Raw genomic sequence first — 17104 nt, 5'->3', positions numbered from 1 at the left:
ACACCCGTTGATGCGATCGCTAACACTGGTCCGCAACGCGAACTTAACGAGCAGAACACATTGTGCCTGTACGGCGTGGCGCACCAGAGTTGTCCCGTGCGGCAGGTTGCCCGTCGCGCAAAACCATGAAGACCCCGAGCCACGCACGATTTGATCTTGTTAACGCTAACATCGACGGTCCGCCCGGAGGAGGAGTCGTGACCCTGGCCAACGGCTACGTCCGCATCCGGATCCTGGCCCTCTCCGCCGTGGCCGCCGCCGCTTTCGTGGTGGTCGCCGACGGGCCGGCGCAGGCCGCCACGCTGCCGACCGGCGCCGTCTCGCTGGAGGCGGTCAACCAGACCGGACGGTACGTGCGGCACGTCGACTACCTCGGGCAACTCGATCCGGTGACCTCCGGCAGCGCCAACCAGGTCAAGCTCGACGCCACCTTCACAGTGGTCAACGGTCTGGCCTCACCCGCCTGCTACTCGTTCCAGACCAAGAACGGCATGTTCCTGCGGCACCGCGACTACCGGCTGCGGATCGACCCCAACGCCGGTGACGCGGGGTTCCGAGCCGACGCCACCTTCTGCGCGGCGGACGGCTCGGTCGCCGGATCGGTGGCACTGGCCTCGTACAACTATCCGAACCGGCGGATCCGGCACCGCGACTTCGCGCTCTGGCTCGACGCCTACCAGGACACGGCCGCGTTCCGGGCGGACAGCTCCTTCCGCCTCGTCGCGCCGTGGGCGCCCAAGACCACCAGGGGCCCGGTGCTCCCAGGCCTCTTCGCCGACCCGCACCTCGCCGTCTTCAACGGCCGCTACTACCTCTACCCGACCACCGACGGCTACGCGAGCTGGGCCGGCACCTACTACAAGGCGTTCTCCTCCACCGACCTGGTCAACTGGACCGACCACGGGGTGATCCTCGACCACGGCCCGGACGTGTCCTGGGCGGACAACTCGGCCTGGGCGCCGGCGGTGGCCAGCGCCAACGGCCGCTACTACCTGTACTTCAGCGGTGGCGCGGCCAGCGGCAACACCGCCAAGCACCTCGGGGTCGCCGTGGCCGACAGCCCCACCGGGCCGTTCCGGGACGCGCTGGGCCGGCCGCTCGTCCGCAGCGACCAGTTCTCCGGTGGGCAGGCGATCGACCCGATGGTGTTCACCGACGACGACGGGCAGTCCTACCTGTACTGGGGGCAGGGCGTCGCCCGGGCGGTGCGGCTGAACAGCGACATGACCTCCTTCGACGCCGCACAGGTGCGGGTCAGCACGCCGTCGGGCTACAACGAGGCGCCGATCGTGTTCAAGCGCAACGACCAGTACTACTTCATGTGGTCGGAGAACGACACGCGCAGTGAGGACTACCGGGTCGCGTACGCCACCGGCCCGTCGCCTCTCGGGCCGTGGACCCGGCGCGGCGTCGTGTTGCAGAAGCGGCTCGACGTCGGCATCCGGGGCACCGGCCACCACTCGGTGGTCCGGGCGCCCGGCACCGACACCTGGTACATCGCCTACCACCGGTTCGCCGTGCCGGCCGGCAACGGCACCAACCGGGAGACCGCCATCGACCGGATGGAGTTCAACGCCGACGGCACCATCCGTCCCGTCGTACCGACGCTCTAGCTGACCCGGATGCCCCTCCGCGAAGGAGAAAGACACATGTCGAGAGTCCTCGCGCGGCTCGGCGCGGTCGCGGTGGCCGCGTGCCTGCTGTTCACCACCTGGTCGGCGGCGACACCGAAGCAGGCGTCCGCGCTCGACCCGACAGTCGGCTACCTGATGGCGCACTTCACCGGCGAGTCGTCCACCGCCCAACAGATCTACCTCGCCCACAGCACCGACGGCCTGCGCTGGACGGACCTCAACAACGGTGGGCTGGTCCTGCGTTCCACGGTCGGCACCCGCGGCGTCCGCGACCCCGCCCTGGTCCGCTCTCCGGCCGGCGACCGGTACTGGATCATCGCGACCGACCTGTGCATCGGCTGCGGCCAGGACTGGTCGGCGGCGATCAACAACGGCAGCCGCAACCTCGTCGTCTGGGAGTCCACCGACCTGGTCAACTGGTCCGCACCCTGGTTGCTGAACGTCGCCGGCGCGATTCCGGACGGACGCAACGCCTGGGCGCCGGAGGCGATCTGGAACCCGGAGACCGGCGACTACGTTCTCTACTGGGCGACGAACGTCCCGTTCAACGGGGCGACCAAGCACCGCATCTACTCCGCGCGCACCACGAACTTCCGCAGCATCACCACGCCGCAGGTCTACATCAACCGACCCGGCAGCCAGGAGATCATCGACACCCAGATCGTCGAGGTGCCCACCGGCGTCGGCGCCTACCGGTACGTCCGGGCCTCCCGGGACGGCCAGATCGCCATCGAGGGCAGCAACTCCATCCTCGGCACCTGGACGAGCCTCGGGAACCTGTCCGGCATCGGGCTGACCGGCGCCCAGGTCGAGGGCCCGATGTGGATGAAGTACAACAACCGCAACGAGTGGGTCCTCTACCTCGACCAGTACTCCAGCGGGCGCGGCTACCTGCCGGTGCTGACCAGCAACCCGTCCAGCGCGAGCAGTTACCGGCTGCCGGCGTCCGGCTCGTACGCCATGGGTGGCTCCAAGAAGCGGCACGGAACGATCCTCAACCTGACCGCCGCCGAACAGGACCGGGTGCTCGCCCGCTGGCCCGTCACCGCCGTCAACCGGATCCAGTCGTACAACTTCCAGGACCGGTACGTACGGCACTACGACTACGACGTCCGCATCGACCCGAACGTCAGCCCGGCCCAGGACGGTCAGTGGCGGATCGTGCCCGGCCTGGCCGGCTCCGGCACGGTCTCCATCCAGTCGGTCAACTACCCGGGCTACTACCTGCGCCACTACGGGTTCGACTTCCGACTGGAAGCCAACGACGGCACCGCCACCTTCGCCGCCGACGCCACCTTCCGGCGGGTCGCGGGTCTGGCCGACTCGTCCTGGACGTCGTTCCAGTCCTACAGCCACCCGGACCGGTACATCCGGCACTACGCCTACCTGCTCCGGCTCGACCAGATCCCCGACGCGCAGAGCCGTGCCGACGCGACCTTCCGCGTGACCAGCTAACCCCCCGAGATGTCGAGCCCGCAGAGGCACGATCTAGTGATTGGACAACGCATGGAACGGATCAGCCGGTCGTTGCGCCGGACGTTGATCGCCCTGGTGGCCGCCGTGACGGCGATGGTCGGCGGCGTGGTCGTCGTCGCGTCGTCGCCCGCCGTCGCCGCCACCAGCCAGTTCCGAGGCATGAACTGGGCCATGTTGGGTGACAACTTCAAGACCAGCCCGCTCGTCGTGCAGGGCCTGAGCATGTCCGACAGCAACGCGACGGTGCGGGCCAAGGCCAACGCCATCTACGACGACATGGCGTCCACCATGGGCATCAACACCGTCCGGCTGCCCATCAACACCCACACGGTGGGTACTGCCTGGTGGGAGGCCTACCGAGGCGCCATCGACGCCGCCACCGCCCGCGGCTTCAAGGTCATCCTCGCGTACTGGGAGGACGCCGCCGCCTCCGGCGGCAGGATCACGAATCTCGCCGCGTGGAACACGATGTGGTCCACGGTGACCAACACGTACGGCTCGAACACGAACGTCTACTTCGAGCCGATGAACGAGCCGCACGGTTACAGCTCGACCGAGTGGCGCAACGTCGCCGCGAACTGGCTCAGCTACCACACCTCGGCCGTGCCCGGCCGGGTGCTGATCGGCGGCACCGGCTTCAGCCAGGACCTGCGCGACATCTGCAACGACAGCCGCTTCAACTCGACGCTGCTGTCCTTCCACTACTACACCTTCTTCTACGGCGCGATGACCTACGACGGCTTCCGCAGCCACATCCGGGAACGCCTCGGCAACTGCGCCTCCCGCGCCGTCGCCACCGAGTTCGGTGGCCCCATGAACGACGGTCGCAACTACGCCGACGCGGGCAGCACCGACAACTTCGTGCGCTACATCCGGGCCATGGCCCAGGTCATGCGCGACAACCAGATGGGCGGCACCTACTGGCCCGCCCTCGGCGGCAAGACCGGCACCATCGGCTACGACTGGTACTCGATGTTCGCCCTCACCGGCAGCGGCACCGACCTCAACCTGACCGTCCGCAACGCCTCCGGCGCGGACCGGATCCGGTACGCGTGGGGCGACACCATCGGCGGCGGCGACCCGACGACGCCTCCGCCGTCGACGGGAACGTTCTACCGGCTCGACGTGCGGCACAGCGGCAAGGCCATGAACGTCCAGTCACCGAACGCCGACAACGGCGCGCGCGTCGCCCAGTACACCTACGGCGGCAACGCCTGGCAGCAGTGGCAGTTCCAGGACGCCGGCAGCGGCTACTGGCGCATCGTCAGCCGCAACAGCGGCAAGTGCCTCGACGTGGTGAGCGCGTCGACCGCCGACGGTGCCGAACTCGTCCAGTACACCTGCGGCAGCGGCACCAACCAGCAGTTCCAGATGGTCACCAACGGCAACTACTTCCAGCTCCGAGCCCGACACAGCAACAAGTGCGTGGACGTACCCGCCGCGTCGACCGCGGACGGCGTGGTCCTCAAGCAGTACACCTGCAACACCGGCACCAACCAGCAGTGGTCGCGCACGGCCGTCTGAGGTAGCAACACATCGACGGTACGGCCCGTACGCCTCGACACCGAGGCGTACGGGCCGCCTTCACTGTGTGATCCGGAAGCTGGCCAAGGTCGGCTTTGACGGCAATCACGAGTACGGTTTCGGTGCCCGACATGCATGGGTATCGGCGGACCGTGGGAGGGAGCGAGGGTGGCGCAGCGGAGAGCACTTGTGGTTCGGGGCGGGTGGGAGGGGCACCAGCCGGTCGAGGCGACCGAGTTGTTCATCCCCTTCCTCGACCGGAGCGGCTATGCCGTACGGGTCGAGGTGTCGACGGAGATCTACGCCGATGCCGCCGAGATGGCCGCCACCGACCTCGTCGTGCAGTGCATGACGATGGCGCAGATCACCTCGGCCGAGGCGGCGGGCCTGAGCGCGGCGGTCAGCGCCGGTACGGGTTTCACCGGGTGGCACGGCGGCATTGTGGACTCGTTCCGCGCGTCCTCGGAATACCTGCACCTGGTGGGCGGCCAGTTCGCGACCCATCCGGGCAAGGAGCCGTGCGAGCGTCACGGTGGCCCGGAGGACAACTTCCTGCCGCACACGGTGCGCGTCACCGACCTCGGCCGGGAGCACCCGATCACCGCCGGTGTGGAGGACTTCGACCTGGTCACCGAACAGTACTGGGTGCTGCACGACGACCTGATCGACGTCCTGGCCGTCACCACCCACCCCACGCAGGCGTGGCACCCGTGGCACCGGCCGGTCACCTCACCGGCGATCTGGACCCGGCGCTGGGGTGCCGGACGCGTCGTCGTGACGACCCCGGGGCACAGCGTGGACGTGTTGGAGCACGCGAGCGTGCGTACCGTCATCGAGAGGGGGATGGTGTGGGCGACCCGCACCGCGTCGGCGTCGTAGGTCTCGGGGTCATCTCCCGCGCCTACCTGGACACCCTCGCCAACCATCCCGCGGTGCGGATCGCCGCACTCGCCGACCTCGACGCCTCCCGGTCGGCGGCGGTCGCCGCCACGATCCCCGGCGCCGAGGCGATGAGCGTCGAACGCCTGCTCGCCAGCCCGGACGTGCAGACGGTGCTCAACCTCACGATCCCCGCGGCGCACGCCGACATCTCGCTGGGCGCGGTCGACGCCGGCAAGAACGTCTACGTCGAGAAGCCGCTCGCCGTGACCTTCCCGGACGGCCGCACGGTCATCGACCGGGCCGCGACGACCGGCGTACGCGTCGGGTGTGCGCCGGACACCGTCCTGGGCACGGGCACGCAGACGGCGCGGGCGGCGATCGACGGCGGGCTCATCGGACGCCCGATGTCCGCGTCGGCAGTCATGGTCACCGCGGGGCACGAGCGCTGGCATCCCCACCCCGACTTCTACTACGCCCCGGGCGGCGGCCCGTTGCTGGACATGGGGCCGTACTACGTCTCGGCGCTCATCCACCTGCTCGGACCGGTCCGGGCGGTGGTCGGCGCCGCCAGCCGCCTGCGCCCCGAGCGCGTCATCGGCTCGGGTCCGCGTACCGGGCAGCGGATCCCGGTGGAGGTGGACACCCACGTGACGGGCGTGCTCGAACACGCGAACGGCGCCCTGTCCACGATCACCACGAGCTTCGACGGGGTCGCGACGACCGCCGCGCCGATCGAGGTACGAGGGGAGACCGGCACACTCGCCGTACCCGACCCGAACTACTTCGACGGAGAGGTCCGCGTCCTCGCGCTCGGCGACACCGACTGGCGCGCTCTTCCACCGCAGGCCGGCTACGCCGAGGCGTCCCGGGGCATCGGCCTGATCGACATGGTCACCGCCGACGGGCACCGTCCGGCGCGGGCGGGCGGCGACGTCGCGCTGCACGTGTTGGAGACGATGACCGCCCTGCTCCGGTCGGCGGCCGAGGGCCAGCGGATCGAACTGACGACTGTGGTGCGGCGGCCCGTACCCGTTCCGCTCACGCCGGCCGAGGAGTGGCGTGCTCACTACTCAGGACACCTGAGTACCCGCCATCAGGTGGCCGGCTCGACCGACAAATAGTGTTGCCGCGTGGTGACATTCCTGCGTCGGTGGACCCTGCGGGCCGCAAGCTTCGCCCTGACCTGGCTCTACACCCTCTACCGGATCCATCCGGCGGTGTGGCGGCTCACGGCCCGTCAGTACCGCCCCTCCCTGGGGCGCTTCGCCCGGCTGCACGCCTGGATGACCTGCCAGTTCGCCGCGATCGACGTGCCCGCGTACGGCGATTTCCTGCGCGGTCACAATTGGCGGTTCCGCTGGTTCGATCTGTCGTCGTACCCGCCCACCGACAAGCGGTCGTACGTGCAGGCGTACCCGGAGGCGCAGCGTTGTCGGCACGGGGAGATCGAGATCGCCGGCAGCGTCGTCGACGAGTCGTCGGGCTCGTCCGGCCAGCCGTTCAACTGGATCCGCAGCCGCCGTGAGCTGCGCTCGGTGCACAAGAACCTGGCCGGTTACGCGACGATGGTGTTCCCGTCGAAGCGGCGGTTCGTCATCAACGCGTACTCGATGGGCGCCTGGGCAACCGGCACCAACACCGGCATCGCCATGTCGAAGATCGCGATGGTCAAGAACACGGGGCCCGACCTGCGGAAGATCGTCGACACCCTGCTGTACTTCGGCCCCGGTTTCGACTACATCGTCACCGCCTACCCGCCGTTCCTCAAGCACCTGCGCGACAAGCTCGACGCCGAGGACTTTCCCTGGGCCGACTACCGCATCAGCGGACTCGTCGGCGGTGAGGGGATGACCGAGGCGCTGCGCGACTACCTGCAGGAGCGCTTCGTCAAGGTGCGTTCCGGCTACGGGGCCAGCGACCTCACCATCGGTATGGCGGGGGAGAGCGACTTCAGCGTCTGGGTCCGCCGACGACTGCGTACCGACGCCGCGTTGCGGACCGCCCTGCTCGGCGCCGACGAGCACCGGCTGCCGATGGTCTTCCAGTACAACCCGCTGGAGACGTACCTGGAGACCACTCCGGACCACGAGGTGCTCTGCACGATCAACTCGACGGCGGTGCTCAATCCCCGGGTCCGCTACAACATCGGCGACGAGGGCCGGCTGATCTCGTACCCGGATGTCCTGGCCGCGATCGCCGACCCCGCGGCGCGGGCCGCCGCGGACCGTGCCTGGCAGGTCGACCGGATGCGTCTCCCACTGCTGTTCCTGTACGGCCGCAAGGACAGCACTATCTCGTACATGGGCGCCAACATCTACCCGCAGGACGTCGAGTACGGCCTCTATGCCGACAATCCCCGGGCGCACCTGCTGCAGAGCTTCTGCCTCGCGGTGACCGAGCAGGCCGACCTGGAGAGCCGGCCGGTCGTCAACCTGCAACTCCGCGAGGGCCTGACGCTCGACCCGGTGGAGCGGGCAACCCTCACCGAGACCTGCCGCGCGGGAGTGTTGCGCCACCTCGCCGAGGTCAGCCGGGACTTCGCCGAGTCCCTCGCCGAGGACCCGTCCGCTGCGGACCTGCGCGTGGAGGTCCACGAGTACGGCACGGGCCCGTTCGCCGGCGCGGCATCGACGATCAAGAACGTCTACCTGGTGAAGGGCGTGCCGGCATGAGGACCACGGACTTCTCCGCCGCGCCCGCCGTGGGCCAGGCGACAGCAATGTTCGTCGGCGCCACCCGTTACCGGGGGCCGCGCTCGATCCTCACGCTCACCCGGGTCTGGTTCCGGATGGTTGGGCAGATGAAACGAATGGACGGATACCGGTGGCACACCGTCTATTACCAGTTCCCGTTCACACTCGGCACCATCGCCTTCTTCAGCGACCGTGACGCGCTCCTGACGTTCGCCCGGAGCCGCCATCACCGTGACCTCATGTGCTGGGTGACCGATCACGGCACGAAGAACGCCACTGGCGGCTACATCCGCCTCTACAACGCCGAGCCCGAGGGCTACAGCAACGGCATCTGGCGCGCCGAGGGAGACGGCATGGCACACATACCGACCTTCACCCCGCTCTCGCGGGAGACGTCCGGCCCGCCGGTGCACCGCACATGAGACTGGATCCCGTGCGGTCACGGGCCGACCTGCGGGCCTTCGTCGACTTTCCGCTCCGGCTCCACCCGACCGACAGGTACGTGCCCCTGGTGTCATCGGTCATCGCGGCCCACCGCGGCGACGCCGAGCTGTTCGTGGTCCGCGACCGACGCGGCGAGGTCGTCGGACGCACCAGCATGCACCGCAGTGCGCCCTTCGACGCCAAGGTCGGCCCGCGCCAGTTGTTCGGGCACACCGAGTTCGTCGACGACGACGACGTCTTCGCCGCCATCATGGACGCGGTCGAGCACCGGGCCGACGGGCGACACCTGTTCGGGCCGGTGGCCCTGCTGCCCAACCAGACCGGTGGGGTGATCACCTCCGGCTTCGCCGACCGTGGCTTCGTGGACTCGGCGTGGAACCCCGCCTACTACCCGGACATGTACGAGCGGCACGGCTTCCACCGTCGCTTCGAGGCCGACACCTGGCTCGTCGACGTCGACGGCACGGCCACGGGTGCGTCGCCGGCCGTCGACGTCGACTGTGGATTCGCCTTCGACGATGCCCGGATCGGCGGCGAACAGCTCGTCATCCGGCACGGCTCCCGGCGGCACCTGCGCAGCCAACTGCCGATCCTGCGCCGGATGCTCAACGCGAGCTTCGCGCAGCTGGGCTACTACACCGACATCTCCGCCGAGCAACTGGCCGAGCAGACCGACGGCCTGGCGTTCCTGCTCGACGAGGGGCTGCTCCTCTGGCTGGAGAAGGCCGGCCGACCCGTCGCGTTCGTCGTCACCGTGCCGGACATCTCCGAATACCTCATGAAGGTCGGCGGTCGGCTCGGTGTCCTCAACCAGCTCCGGCTTCTCGCCACCCGCCGCCGGTACCGGCGGGACGCGGTCCTCATCATCAAGGGCACAGTTCCCGACGAGCAGGGCAACGGTTACCTGACGCTGCTGTCCCGGGAGTTGCACCGCAACCTCGCCCGCAGCGGCTACCGGACGCTGCGCAGCACCTTCGTCGAGCGGACGAACGTCGCCTCCGCCGCCCAGTACCGGCGCGCGGGTGGGCGGCCACTGCACGGGTACACCTTCTACGAACGAGGAGCCCGGTGAGCTGGGTCGAGCGGTTGCGGGCCACCGAGGCGATCTGCCGCCGGGCGCCGAGCGCACACAACACGCAGCCGTGGCGACCGGAGTACCACGCCGACGAGATCACCATCGACGTCGATCCCGCCCGCAGCCTGCCGGACTCCGACCCGACCGGGCGCGACCTGGCCCTCGGCATCGGCGCGTTCGTCGAGACCTGCCTCATCGTCTCCGCCGACCTCGGCCTCACCGTCACCGTGGCGCCCGGTCCACGACTGGTCCCCGCGGCACATCGGTACGCGACTCCGTTCACGATCGCCGACATCGAGGCCCGCCGGGTCGCCCGTGGTCCGTACGCGCCCGGGTCCGTCGACGACGCCGTCCTCGCCGAACTCGAGCCGGGTCTCGCACACGTCCCGACCCGGGATCTCGTCTCGGACCTGGTCGTCGCTGACCGGTGGATGTTCGGCACACCCGCCGTCGCGGTCGAGCTGCGGGACTGGCTGCGCCTGAGCCCACGTCACCCTCGCTACCACCTCGACGGACTCACCGACCGGGCGCTCAGCCTGTCCCGGACCGAAGCGCGGGTCCTGTCCGCCGCGCTGCGCGCGTACCCGGTCACCCGCCGGCTGGGTCTGCCGGCGCTGCTGGCCGCCAGCGGACGCGGCCTGTTGCGCTACGACGGCAGCGTCCTGGTCCTCCTCGCCGCCGCCGACGAGGACCGGACCAGCGCGGGGCGACGTCTGCTGCGTACGTGGCTGGCTCTCGCCCGGCACGGCCTGGCGGTCCATCCGCTCAGCCAGCTCATCGACTGCCCCGCGACCGCCGCTCGGCTCGCCGAGCGGGTAGCCGGCCTTCCGCTCGCGGTGTTTCGGGTCGGTCGACCCCGTGTCGCCCCGATCCGGTCGGCCCGACGGGGCGAGTAGCCGTCGACCCGGCCGGAAAGCCCGCCGCCGGACCGTGGTCCGCGACGGGCGAGCTGCCCTGATTCTTCACCGTGACGTCACCTCTGGAACCCCCGGGTGACGTGTCGGTGTCCGCCCACTCCAGTTGGCTGTCAGCCGTCGCACGTACCCTGACCAGGAGCTGATTCGAGTGCCTTCCTCCCGTCGTACCTTCCTCGCGGGCGGCGCCGCCGCCGGCGTGGGCCTTGCCGTCGCCGGTGGGCTGCCGTCCCTCGCTCAGGCCAGCCCGAGCCGGCCGCACCCGGTCAAGGGCGGTCCCGTGCCCTTCCCGCCGCTCGTGGACGACCCCAAGGGGATCCTGGCCCTGCCGGCGGGCTTCAGCTACACGGTGGTGACCCGGACCGGCGTCACCCGACTCGATCGTGGCCAGGGCGTGACGCCGTCGGACCACGACGGCATGGCCGTCTACGACGCCGGCCAGGGCCGTTACACCCTGATCCAGAACCACGAGATCGACCCGGGCGCCGAGTTCGGCGTACCGCACGTCAAGGGCACGGTGTACGACGCGGGCGCCGTCGACGCCGGCGGCTGCACCGTGATCAGGACGGACCGCGCGGGCCGCAACCTGGGTGAGTTCGTCGCCCTCTCCGGCACCATCTCCAACTGTGCCGGCGGACCGACCCCCTGGGGCACCTGGCTCACCTGCGAGGAGACCGAGGACCGGGCCGGCGACGAGTGGGAGGAGGGCGGCCGGTCCGGCGTCTACCAGAAGGACCACGGGTACGTCTTCGAGGTCTGGTCGGACGGCAGCGCGGACCCGAAGCCGATCAAGTGCCTGGGCCGCTACTCCCACGAGGCCCTGGCGGTCGACAGGGACCGCACCCACATCTACCTCTCCGAGGACGCCGACGAGCCCAACGGCCTGTTCTACCGCTGGTCGGCGCCCCGCGGCGTCAAGCTCGGCCCGGGCGTGCTCACCCGCCTCGCGCCGAACGCGGGCGTCCTCGCCGCCATGCAGATCATCATGGACGACGGCTCGGTGCTGCCGGACGTCGCCTACCTGACCTCCGCCCAGTTGGGCCGCCCCTTCCCCGTACGGTGGATCGAGGTGCCGGACCGCGACGCGCGGCACACGTCCGTGCGCGAGCAGTTCGCCGACGGTCAGGTCACCCGGGGACGCAAGTTCGAGGGCGTGTGGAGCACCGACGAGGGTGTGTACGTGGTCAACTCCTACGCCTGGGACGAGGGCGACCTGCCGGCCGACGCCGCGCCGCACGACGGCATGGTCTGGTTCTACGACTTCAGGGCCCAGACCATCCAGCTGGTGACGTACTTCCCGCACCAGACGGCCTCGGAGGAGGGCACGCCGGTCAAGTACAACGACCTCACCTTCGACGGCCCGGACAACGTGTCCGTCACCCCGTGGGGCAGTCTGGTCCTCGCCGAGGACGGCACCGGGGCCTCGCACGTGCTCAGCACGACGCCGGGTGGGCCGACGTACGCGATCGCCCGCAACCAGCTCAACGATTCCGAGTTCTGCGGGCCGACCTTCACCGCCGACGGCCGGGTCCTCTTCGTCAACATGCAGGACCCGGGTCTCACCCTGGCCATCACGGGGCCGTGGGAGAAGTACCTGGGCTGACCGGGTCGGACCGACAGGCGGGGGCGGGCAGCCCCGCCGGTGCGGCTCCGGGTCGGCCGTGGGTGGTCGACCCGGAGCCGCGCGGTGACCGTCAGCCGACCGGGACCAACCGCCAGTTGTTCCTGGTGCTGCCGTTGTCGGTGTACTGGACGGCCTGGGTGCCCCAGGTGCTGGATCCGTTGAGGATGGCGAGCACCTTGCCGCTGTTGACGTTGCGGATCCGGTAGGAGCCGTCGCTGTTGGCCACGAGCGTCCAGCGGTGGTCGGCGGTGCCGTTGTCGCTCCACTGCATGACGCGGGCGTTGTCGGCGGTGGACATGTTCTCGACGCCGAGGACCTTGCCGCTGTTGACGTTGCGGAACCGGAACGCGCTGCCGTCGGTGACCCGTACCCAGTTGTGGTCGGCGGTGCCGGTGTCGCCCCACACCACGGCCAGGCCGCCGTCGGCCGTGGACATGTTCTGTACGCCGAGAACCACACCGGTGTCGACGTTCACCAGCTTGTAGGTGTCTCCCACCGGGGTCGTGCCGCCGCTCACGGTGGTCACGAACGTCATCACGCTGCGGGCGGGAAGCGTGACGGTGAGCGAGCCGTTCGACATGGTGAGCGCGCTCTGCGGCGCGACGGTCCTGCTTCCGTCGGTCAGCCAGTTCGAGACACTGCCGGACGCGGTGGTGTTCGCCAGGGTGAACTGCTGGCTCACCGCCGAGGTGTTCTTGTTGACGGCGACGATCACGACGGCGTTGCCGCCCCGGTACGCCGAGACGTAGACGTTCGACGCCGGGTTCGCGGTCGCGTCGATCCGCTGGTATCCGGGGCGGACGAACCTGGAGAAGTGCGCCATCATGGCCCCGCGCTTGCTGATCTGGCCGTCCTCGCGCATCGGGCCGTAGCTGCGCCGGAGATACCACCAGACGTACGCCTGGAACTCGGCGTCGACCATGGCGCGGTGGATGTGCTCGCCCACGTCGAGCGCCTCGGGCCACGCGTCACCGGAGTTGGTGTTGCTGTTGGGGTAGTAGACCTCGGTCATCCAGAGTTCTTTGCCCGCGCCCTTCTGCTTGAACAGGGGGTAGGCGAAGTTCGAGTACGAGGTGCCGTAGAGGTGCGCGCCGATGATGTCCACGTTGGCCAGCGCCGTGGCGTCGTTGAGGATCGGGTCCGACACCGACTTCACGTACTGGAAGGACTCCGGCGCGATGACCCTGGTGCTGATCGAGCCGGCGTTCTCCCGCAGGAACCGGACCATCTCGGTGGTGGTCCACCACGTCCACTCGGCCGCGTAGTCGGGCTCGTTCTGCACCGATATGCCGTACAGGTTCACCCCGTTGTTGCGCATGTGCGTGGTGAAGTTGTTCAGGTGCGTGGCGTAGGCGGCGTACGAGCTGTACCGCAGCCGCCGGGCGTTGGTCTGGCTGCCACGGGTGAAGGTCTCGATCATGCTGGCCGGGGGGTTCCACGGCGAGGCGAAGACCGTCGCTCCGAGCGCGACCGCGCGTTGCGCCGTCGCCAGATCGGCGCTCCAGTCCGCCTGGTTCTCGTTGACGGGGATCCTCAGCAGGGAGAACCCCAACTGACCCTGGCCGGTGCCGAAGGCCGTGTCCCGCTGGGCGGCCGTCAGGTCGCCGATCCAGGCGGCGTGGGCCATGGCGCCGAAGCCTCGGATCGTCTGCCGGGTCGCGGACGGATTGATGCTCGCCGCCGCGGCCGAGGCCGGCGAGGCCCCCGCGACCGCGGCGACAGTCGCGATCGGTACGGCCCCCATCGTCGTCAGGACGGTTCTCCGGCTCAGCAATTTCCGCTCGCCGCTCACCGGCTCGTTCTGCTCGTGCGTCATGTCTCGTCCTCCTGGCTGGTGGTGGTACGCGCCGTCGCGGTCCCATCGGCCCGGTCGGGCACCGGTCTGTCGCGTCGCCACCGGGGGTGACGGGAACCCGGTGGCGATGACGCGTCGATTACGATCGAGTGACGTGACTGTTAACGTTAACAATCACGGAAGTCTAAGTTCTGTCTTCGCCAGGGGTCAAGAACGCGCAGCTCAGTGAGCGGACGGCCACCCTGCGTGTCACGTCGAACAGGGACGCCGGCGGGGGTGGCGGGCGACCGCGTGGGCGCAGCGCCCCTGACTATTGTCATTGCGCACCCGTGCGCCTCGCATCGAACGTGGTGACTACGTGCACTGGGACCGACCACGTCCCGTCGATGAGACTCGATGCAACGCCGGCACATCAGCCGGCCGAGTCGAAGGGGCGGCGGGACAGTGGACGAACGTTACGACAGCTACTGCGCCGCGGATCCGCTGTTCTACGACTCGCTCGGCAGCGCCGTCGCGCAGCCCGTCTTCCCGGCCGCCGAGCGGCCGCTGCCGACCGGCTGGCGTCGCGAGCCGCTCGACGACTGGCTGATCTACGCACCCGACGGCGGCTCGCTGCCGCAGCAGGGCTGGAAGATCCACATCTCGGCGGGCCTGGCGAACGCCGAGCGGGTGCTGGACGCCGTGTGGGACTACTGCGTTCCCCGCGGCCTGTCCTTCAAGTTCCTGCGCGGGCCCCGCACCCTGCTGCTGCGCAACTCCAAGTACGCCGCCCGGGCCGCCAGTGGCAAGTTCATCACGGTCTACCCCAGCGACGACGCGGAGCTGGAGCTGACCTGCAAGGAACTCGACGAACTACTCACCGGCGAGACCGGCCCGTACATCCTCAGCGACCTCCGCTACGGCAACGGCCCGGTCCACGTGCGCTACGGCGGCTTCGCCGCCCGCTACTGCCACTCGCCGGACGGTCAGGTGGTGCCGGCGATCGAGGACGAGTCCGGCACGCTGGTGCCGGACCGCCGGGAGCCGGTCTTCCACGTACCGTCCTGGATCACCCTGCCCGACTTCCTCGGCCCGCACCTGGCCGCCCGCAGCGGCACCAGCACCGACCAGGTGCCGTACCGGATCGAGCGGGTGATCCACTTCTCCAACGGCGGTGGGCTGTACGTGGGCCGGGACCTGCGTACCGACACCGAGGTGGTGCTGAAGGAGGCACGGCCGCACGCCGGCCTGGACGCCGACGGCACGGACGCCGTCGCCCGGCTGGCCCGCGAGGCGGAAGCCCTGCGGCACCTCGCCGACCTGCCGCAGGTGCCACGGGTGCACGACGAGTTCGTCCTGGGCGAGCACCGGTTCCTCGCGCTCGAGTTCATCGAGGGGCGAGCGCTGAACAAGGTGCTCGTCGACAGGTACCCCCTCATCGACGCGGACGCGACCGACGACGACCGGGCGGCGTACGCCCACTGGGCCCGGCAGACCTACGAGCAGGTCGAGTCCCTCGTCGAGGCCATCCACGAACGCGGCCTGGTCTACGGGGACCTGCACCTGTTCAACATCATGATCCGGCCGGACGACCGGGTCGCCCTCGTCGACTTCGAGGTGGCCGCCCCGATCGCCGGGCACCGCCGACCCGGACTGCGCAACCAGGGCTTCGCGGCCCCGCGGGACCGGACCGGGCCGGCTGTCGACAGGTACGCCCTGGCGTGCCTGCGGTTGGCGCTGTTCCTGCCGCTCACCCAGTTGGTTCGGCTCGCACCGGCGAAGGTGACGCACCTGGCCGACATCATCGCCGCGAACTTCCCGGTGCCGAGGTCCTTCCTCGACCCCGCGGTCGAGGAGATCACCGGCAGCCCCCGGGCCGCCACGGACCCGGGCGGCGCCCTGCGCGCCGACGACTGGCCCGCCACGCGGGACCGACTGGTCACCGCGATCCGGGCCAGCGCCACTCCCGAACGCGACGACCGACTCTTCCCCGGTGACATCGAACAGTTCCGCAGCGGCGGCCTCAACCTCGCCCACGGGGCGGCGGGAGTGCTGTACGCGCTCGACCGGAGCGGCGCCGGGCGGTGGCCCGAGCACGAGGACTGGCTGGTGCGGCGAGCGACAGCGCCGCCGTCCGGCACCCGGTGCGGCTTCTACGACGGGCTGCACGGCGTCGCGTACGCGCTCGATCACCTCGGCCGGCGGCAGGACGCGCTCGACGTTCTCGACATCTGTCTCCGCGAACCCCTGGACGGGCTCGACCACAGCCTGGCCAGCGGACTGTCCGGGATCGCGCTCAACCTGGCCGAGCTGGCCGCGCGTACCGGGGAGGTGTCGTTGCACGACACCGCGTGGCGGGTCGCCGAGCGGGTGATCGCGCACCTGGCCGACGACCCGGGGCCGGACGTCAGCGGCGGACGTAACCCGTACGCCGGGCTGCTGCGCGGCCGGACCGGACCGGCGCTGATGCTGGTGCGGCTCTACGAGCTCAGCGGTGACGACGAGCTGCTGGAGCACGCCGCCACGGCGCTGCGCCAGGATCTGCGCAGGTGTGTGCTGCGCCCGGACGGCGCCCTGGAGGTCAACGAGGGCTGGCGGACCATGCCGTACCTGGCGCACGGCAGCGTCGGTATCGGGCTGGTCCTCGACCAGTACCTGCGGCACCGCGCCGACGAACGGTTCGCCGAGGCGAGCGCGGGAATCCGCCGCGCGGCGCGGTCACCGTTCTACGCGCAGTCCGGGCTCTTCGCCGGCCGGGCCGGCATCATCGCCTACCTCGCCGCCTCGACCGACGACGCCGACCGCCGGGAACTCGGCGCGCAACTGGATCGGCTGAGCTGGCACGCGCTGCCGTACCGGGAGGGAACCGCGTTCCCCGGTGAGCAGTTGCTACGGCTCTCCATGGACTTCGGCACCGGCACGGCCGGCGTGCTCTTCGCGCTGGCCTGCGTACAGCACGACCGGCGGCCGGTGCTGCCCTTTCTCGCGCCGCTGCCGGGCGCGCAGAGACTCCCCCGCAACAGCGGGGGCGACCTGATCGGCGAACAGAAGGAAGGGAGGTGAA

General features: G+C 69.9%; 12 protein-coding genes. 11 read left to right on the top strand and 1 reads right to left on the bottom strand.

The window, feature by feature from the left end; all coding sequences use genetic code 11:
• Positions 1-197: 197 nt before the first annotated feature.
• The 10 genes from ACGFH8_RS01330 to ACGFH8_RS01285 all read left to right on the top strand — a co-directional run bounded on the left by ACGFH8_RS01330 (position 198) and on the right by ACGFH8_RS01285 (position 12245).
• A complete protein-coding gene (locus tag ACGFH8_RS01330; RefSeq protein WP_393361617.1) occupies positions 198-1613 on the top strand; it encodes a family 43 glycosylhydrolase in 1416 nt (471 codons plus the stop codon).
• A 36-nt stretch (positions 1614-1649) separates the two neighbouring features.
• On the top strand, positions 1650-3089 hold the full coding sequence (locus ACGFH8_RS01325) for a glycoside hydrolase family 43 protein (protein ID WP_393361614.1): 1440 nt from the start codon (positions 1650-1652) through the stop codon (positions 3087-3089).
• Positions 3090-3140: 51 nt separating this feature from the next.
• The gene (locus ACGFH8_RS01320) at positions 3141-4634 is read left to right on the top strand and encodes an RICIN domain-containing protein (protein WP_393361611.1); all 1494 of its coding nucleotides are present in this window, start codon (positions 3141-3143) and stop codon (positions 4632-4634) included.
• A gap of 168 nt (positions 4635-4802) precedes the next feature.
• Positions 4803-5513: a ThuA domain-containing protein gene (locus ACGFH8_RS01315; RefSeq protein ID WP_393361608.1), complete on the top strand. Its 711-nt coding sequence runs from the start codon at positions 4803-4805 to the stop codon at positions 5511-5513.
• Positions 5483-6637 (top strand): Gfo/Idh/MocA family protein, encoded by a 1155-nt coding sequence (locus tag ACGFH8_RS01310; protein WP_393361605.1) that lies wholly within the window; start codon positions 5483-5485, stop codon positions 6635-6637. Before ACGFH8_RS01315 ends, ACGFH8_RS01310 begins: the two co-directional genes overlap by 31 nt.
• Positions 6638-6646: 9 nt before the next feature.
• The gene (locus ACGFH8_RS01305; RefSeq protein WP_393361602.1) at positions 6647-8188 is read left to right on the top strand and encodes a phenylacetate--CoA ligase family protein; all 1542 of its coding nucleotides are present in this window, start codon (positions 6647-6649) and stop codon (positions 8186-8188) included.
• The gene (locus tag ACGFH8_RS01300; RefSeq protein ID WP_393361599.1) at positions 8185-8631 is read left to right on the top strand and encodes a DUF4188 domain-containing protein; all 447 of its coding nucleotides are present in this window, start codon (positions 8185-8187) and stop codon (positions 8629-8631) included. Before ACGFH8_RS01305 ends, ACGFH8_RS01300 begins: the two co-directional genes overlap by 4 nt.
• A gap of 11 nt (positions 8632-8642) precedes the next feature.
• Complete coding sequence (locus tag ACGFH8_RS01295; RefSeq protein WP_393361596.1) at positions 8643-9725, top strand: hypothetical protein; 1083 nt, start codon at positions 8643-8645, stop codon at positions 9723-9725.
• Positions 9722-10624 carry a hypothetical protein gene (locus ACGFH8_RS01290; protein WP_393361593.1) on the top strand — a complete coding sequence of 301 codons (903 nt, stop codon included), beginning with the start codon at positions 9722-9724 and terminating at the stop codon, positions 10622-10624. The genes ACGFH8_RS01295 and ACGFH8_RS01290 overlap by 4 nt, the downstream gene beginning before the upstream one ends.
• A 169-nt stretch (positions 10625-10793) precedes the next feature.
• Positions 10794-12245, top strand: coding sequence for an alkaline phosphatase PhoX (locus ACGFH8_RS01285; RefSeq protein ID WP_393361590.1), 1452 nt, complete (start codon positions 10794-10796; stop codon positions 12243-12245).
• Between the two features lie 91 nt (positions 12246-12336).
• Here ACGFH8_RS01285 and ACGFH8_RS01280 read toward each other — a convergent pair whose 3' ends face one another.
• The gene (locus ACGFH8_RS01280; protein WP_393361587.1) at positions 12337-14082 is read right to left on the bottom strand and encodes an RICIN domain-containing protein; all 1746 of its coding nucleotides are present in this window, start codon (positions 14080-14082) and stop codon (positions 12337-12339) included.
• Positions 14083-14505: 423 nt separating this feature from the next.
• Between ACGFH8_RS01280 and lanKC the strand changes: the two genes are divergently transcribed.
• Positions 14506-17103: a class III lanthionine synthetase LanKC gene (lanKC, locus tag ACGFH8_RS01275; protein ID WP_393361584.1), complete on the top strand. Its 2598-nt coding sequence runs from the start codon at positions 14506-14508 to the stop codon at positions 17101-17103.
• The last annotated feature ends 1 nt before the right edge of the window (position 17104 follow it).

It is taken from the genome of Micromonospora sp. NPDC049175 (assembly GCF_043197345.1).
Lineage (GTDB): Bacteria > Actinomycetota > Actinomycetes > Mycobacteriales > Micromonosporaceae > Micromonospora.
Note: the sequence above shows the minus strand (reverse complement) of the source record. Positions and strands in the feature narration are given on the sequence as shown.

Bases quoted from the DNA above. Each gene is read 5' to 3' on its own strand.
- ACGFH8_RS01325 (WP_393361614.1), top strand. From the start codon at position 1,650: ATGTCGAGAGTCCTCGCGCGGCTCGGCGCGGTCGCGGTGGCCGCGTGC.
- ACGFH8_RS01320 (WP_393361611.1), top strand. From the start codon at position 3,141: ATGGAACGGATCAGCCGGTCGTTGCGCCGGACGTTGATCGCCCTGGTG.
- ACGFH8_RS01280 (WP_393361587.1), bottom strand. From the start codon at position 14,082: ATGACGCACGAGCAGAACGAGCCGGTGAGCGGCGAGCGGAAATTGCTG.
- ACGFH8_RS01300 (WP_393361599.1), top strand. From the start codon at position 8,185: ATGAGGACCACGGACTTCTCCGCCGCGCCCGCCGTGGGCCAGGCGACA.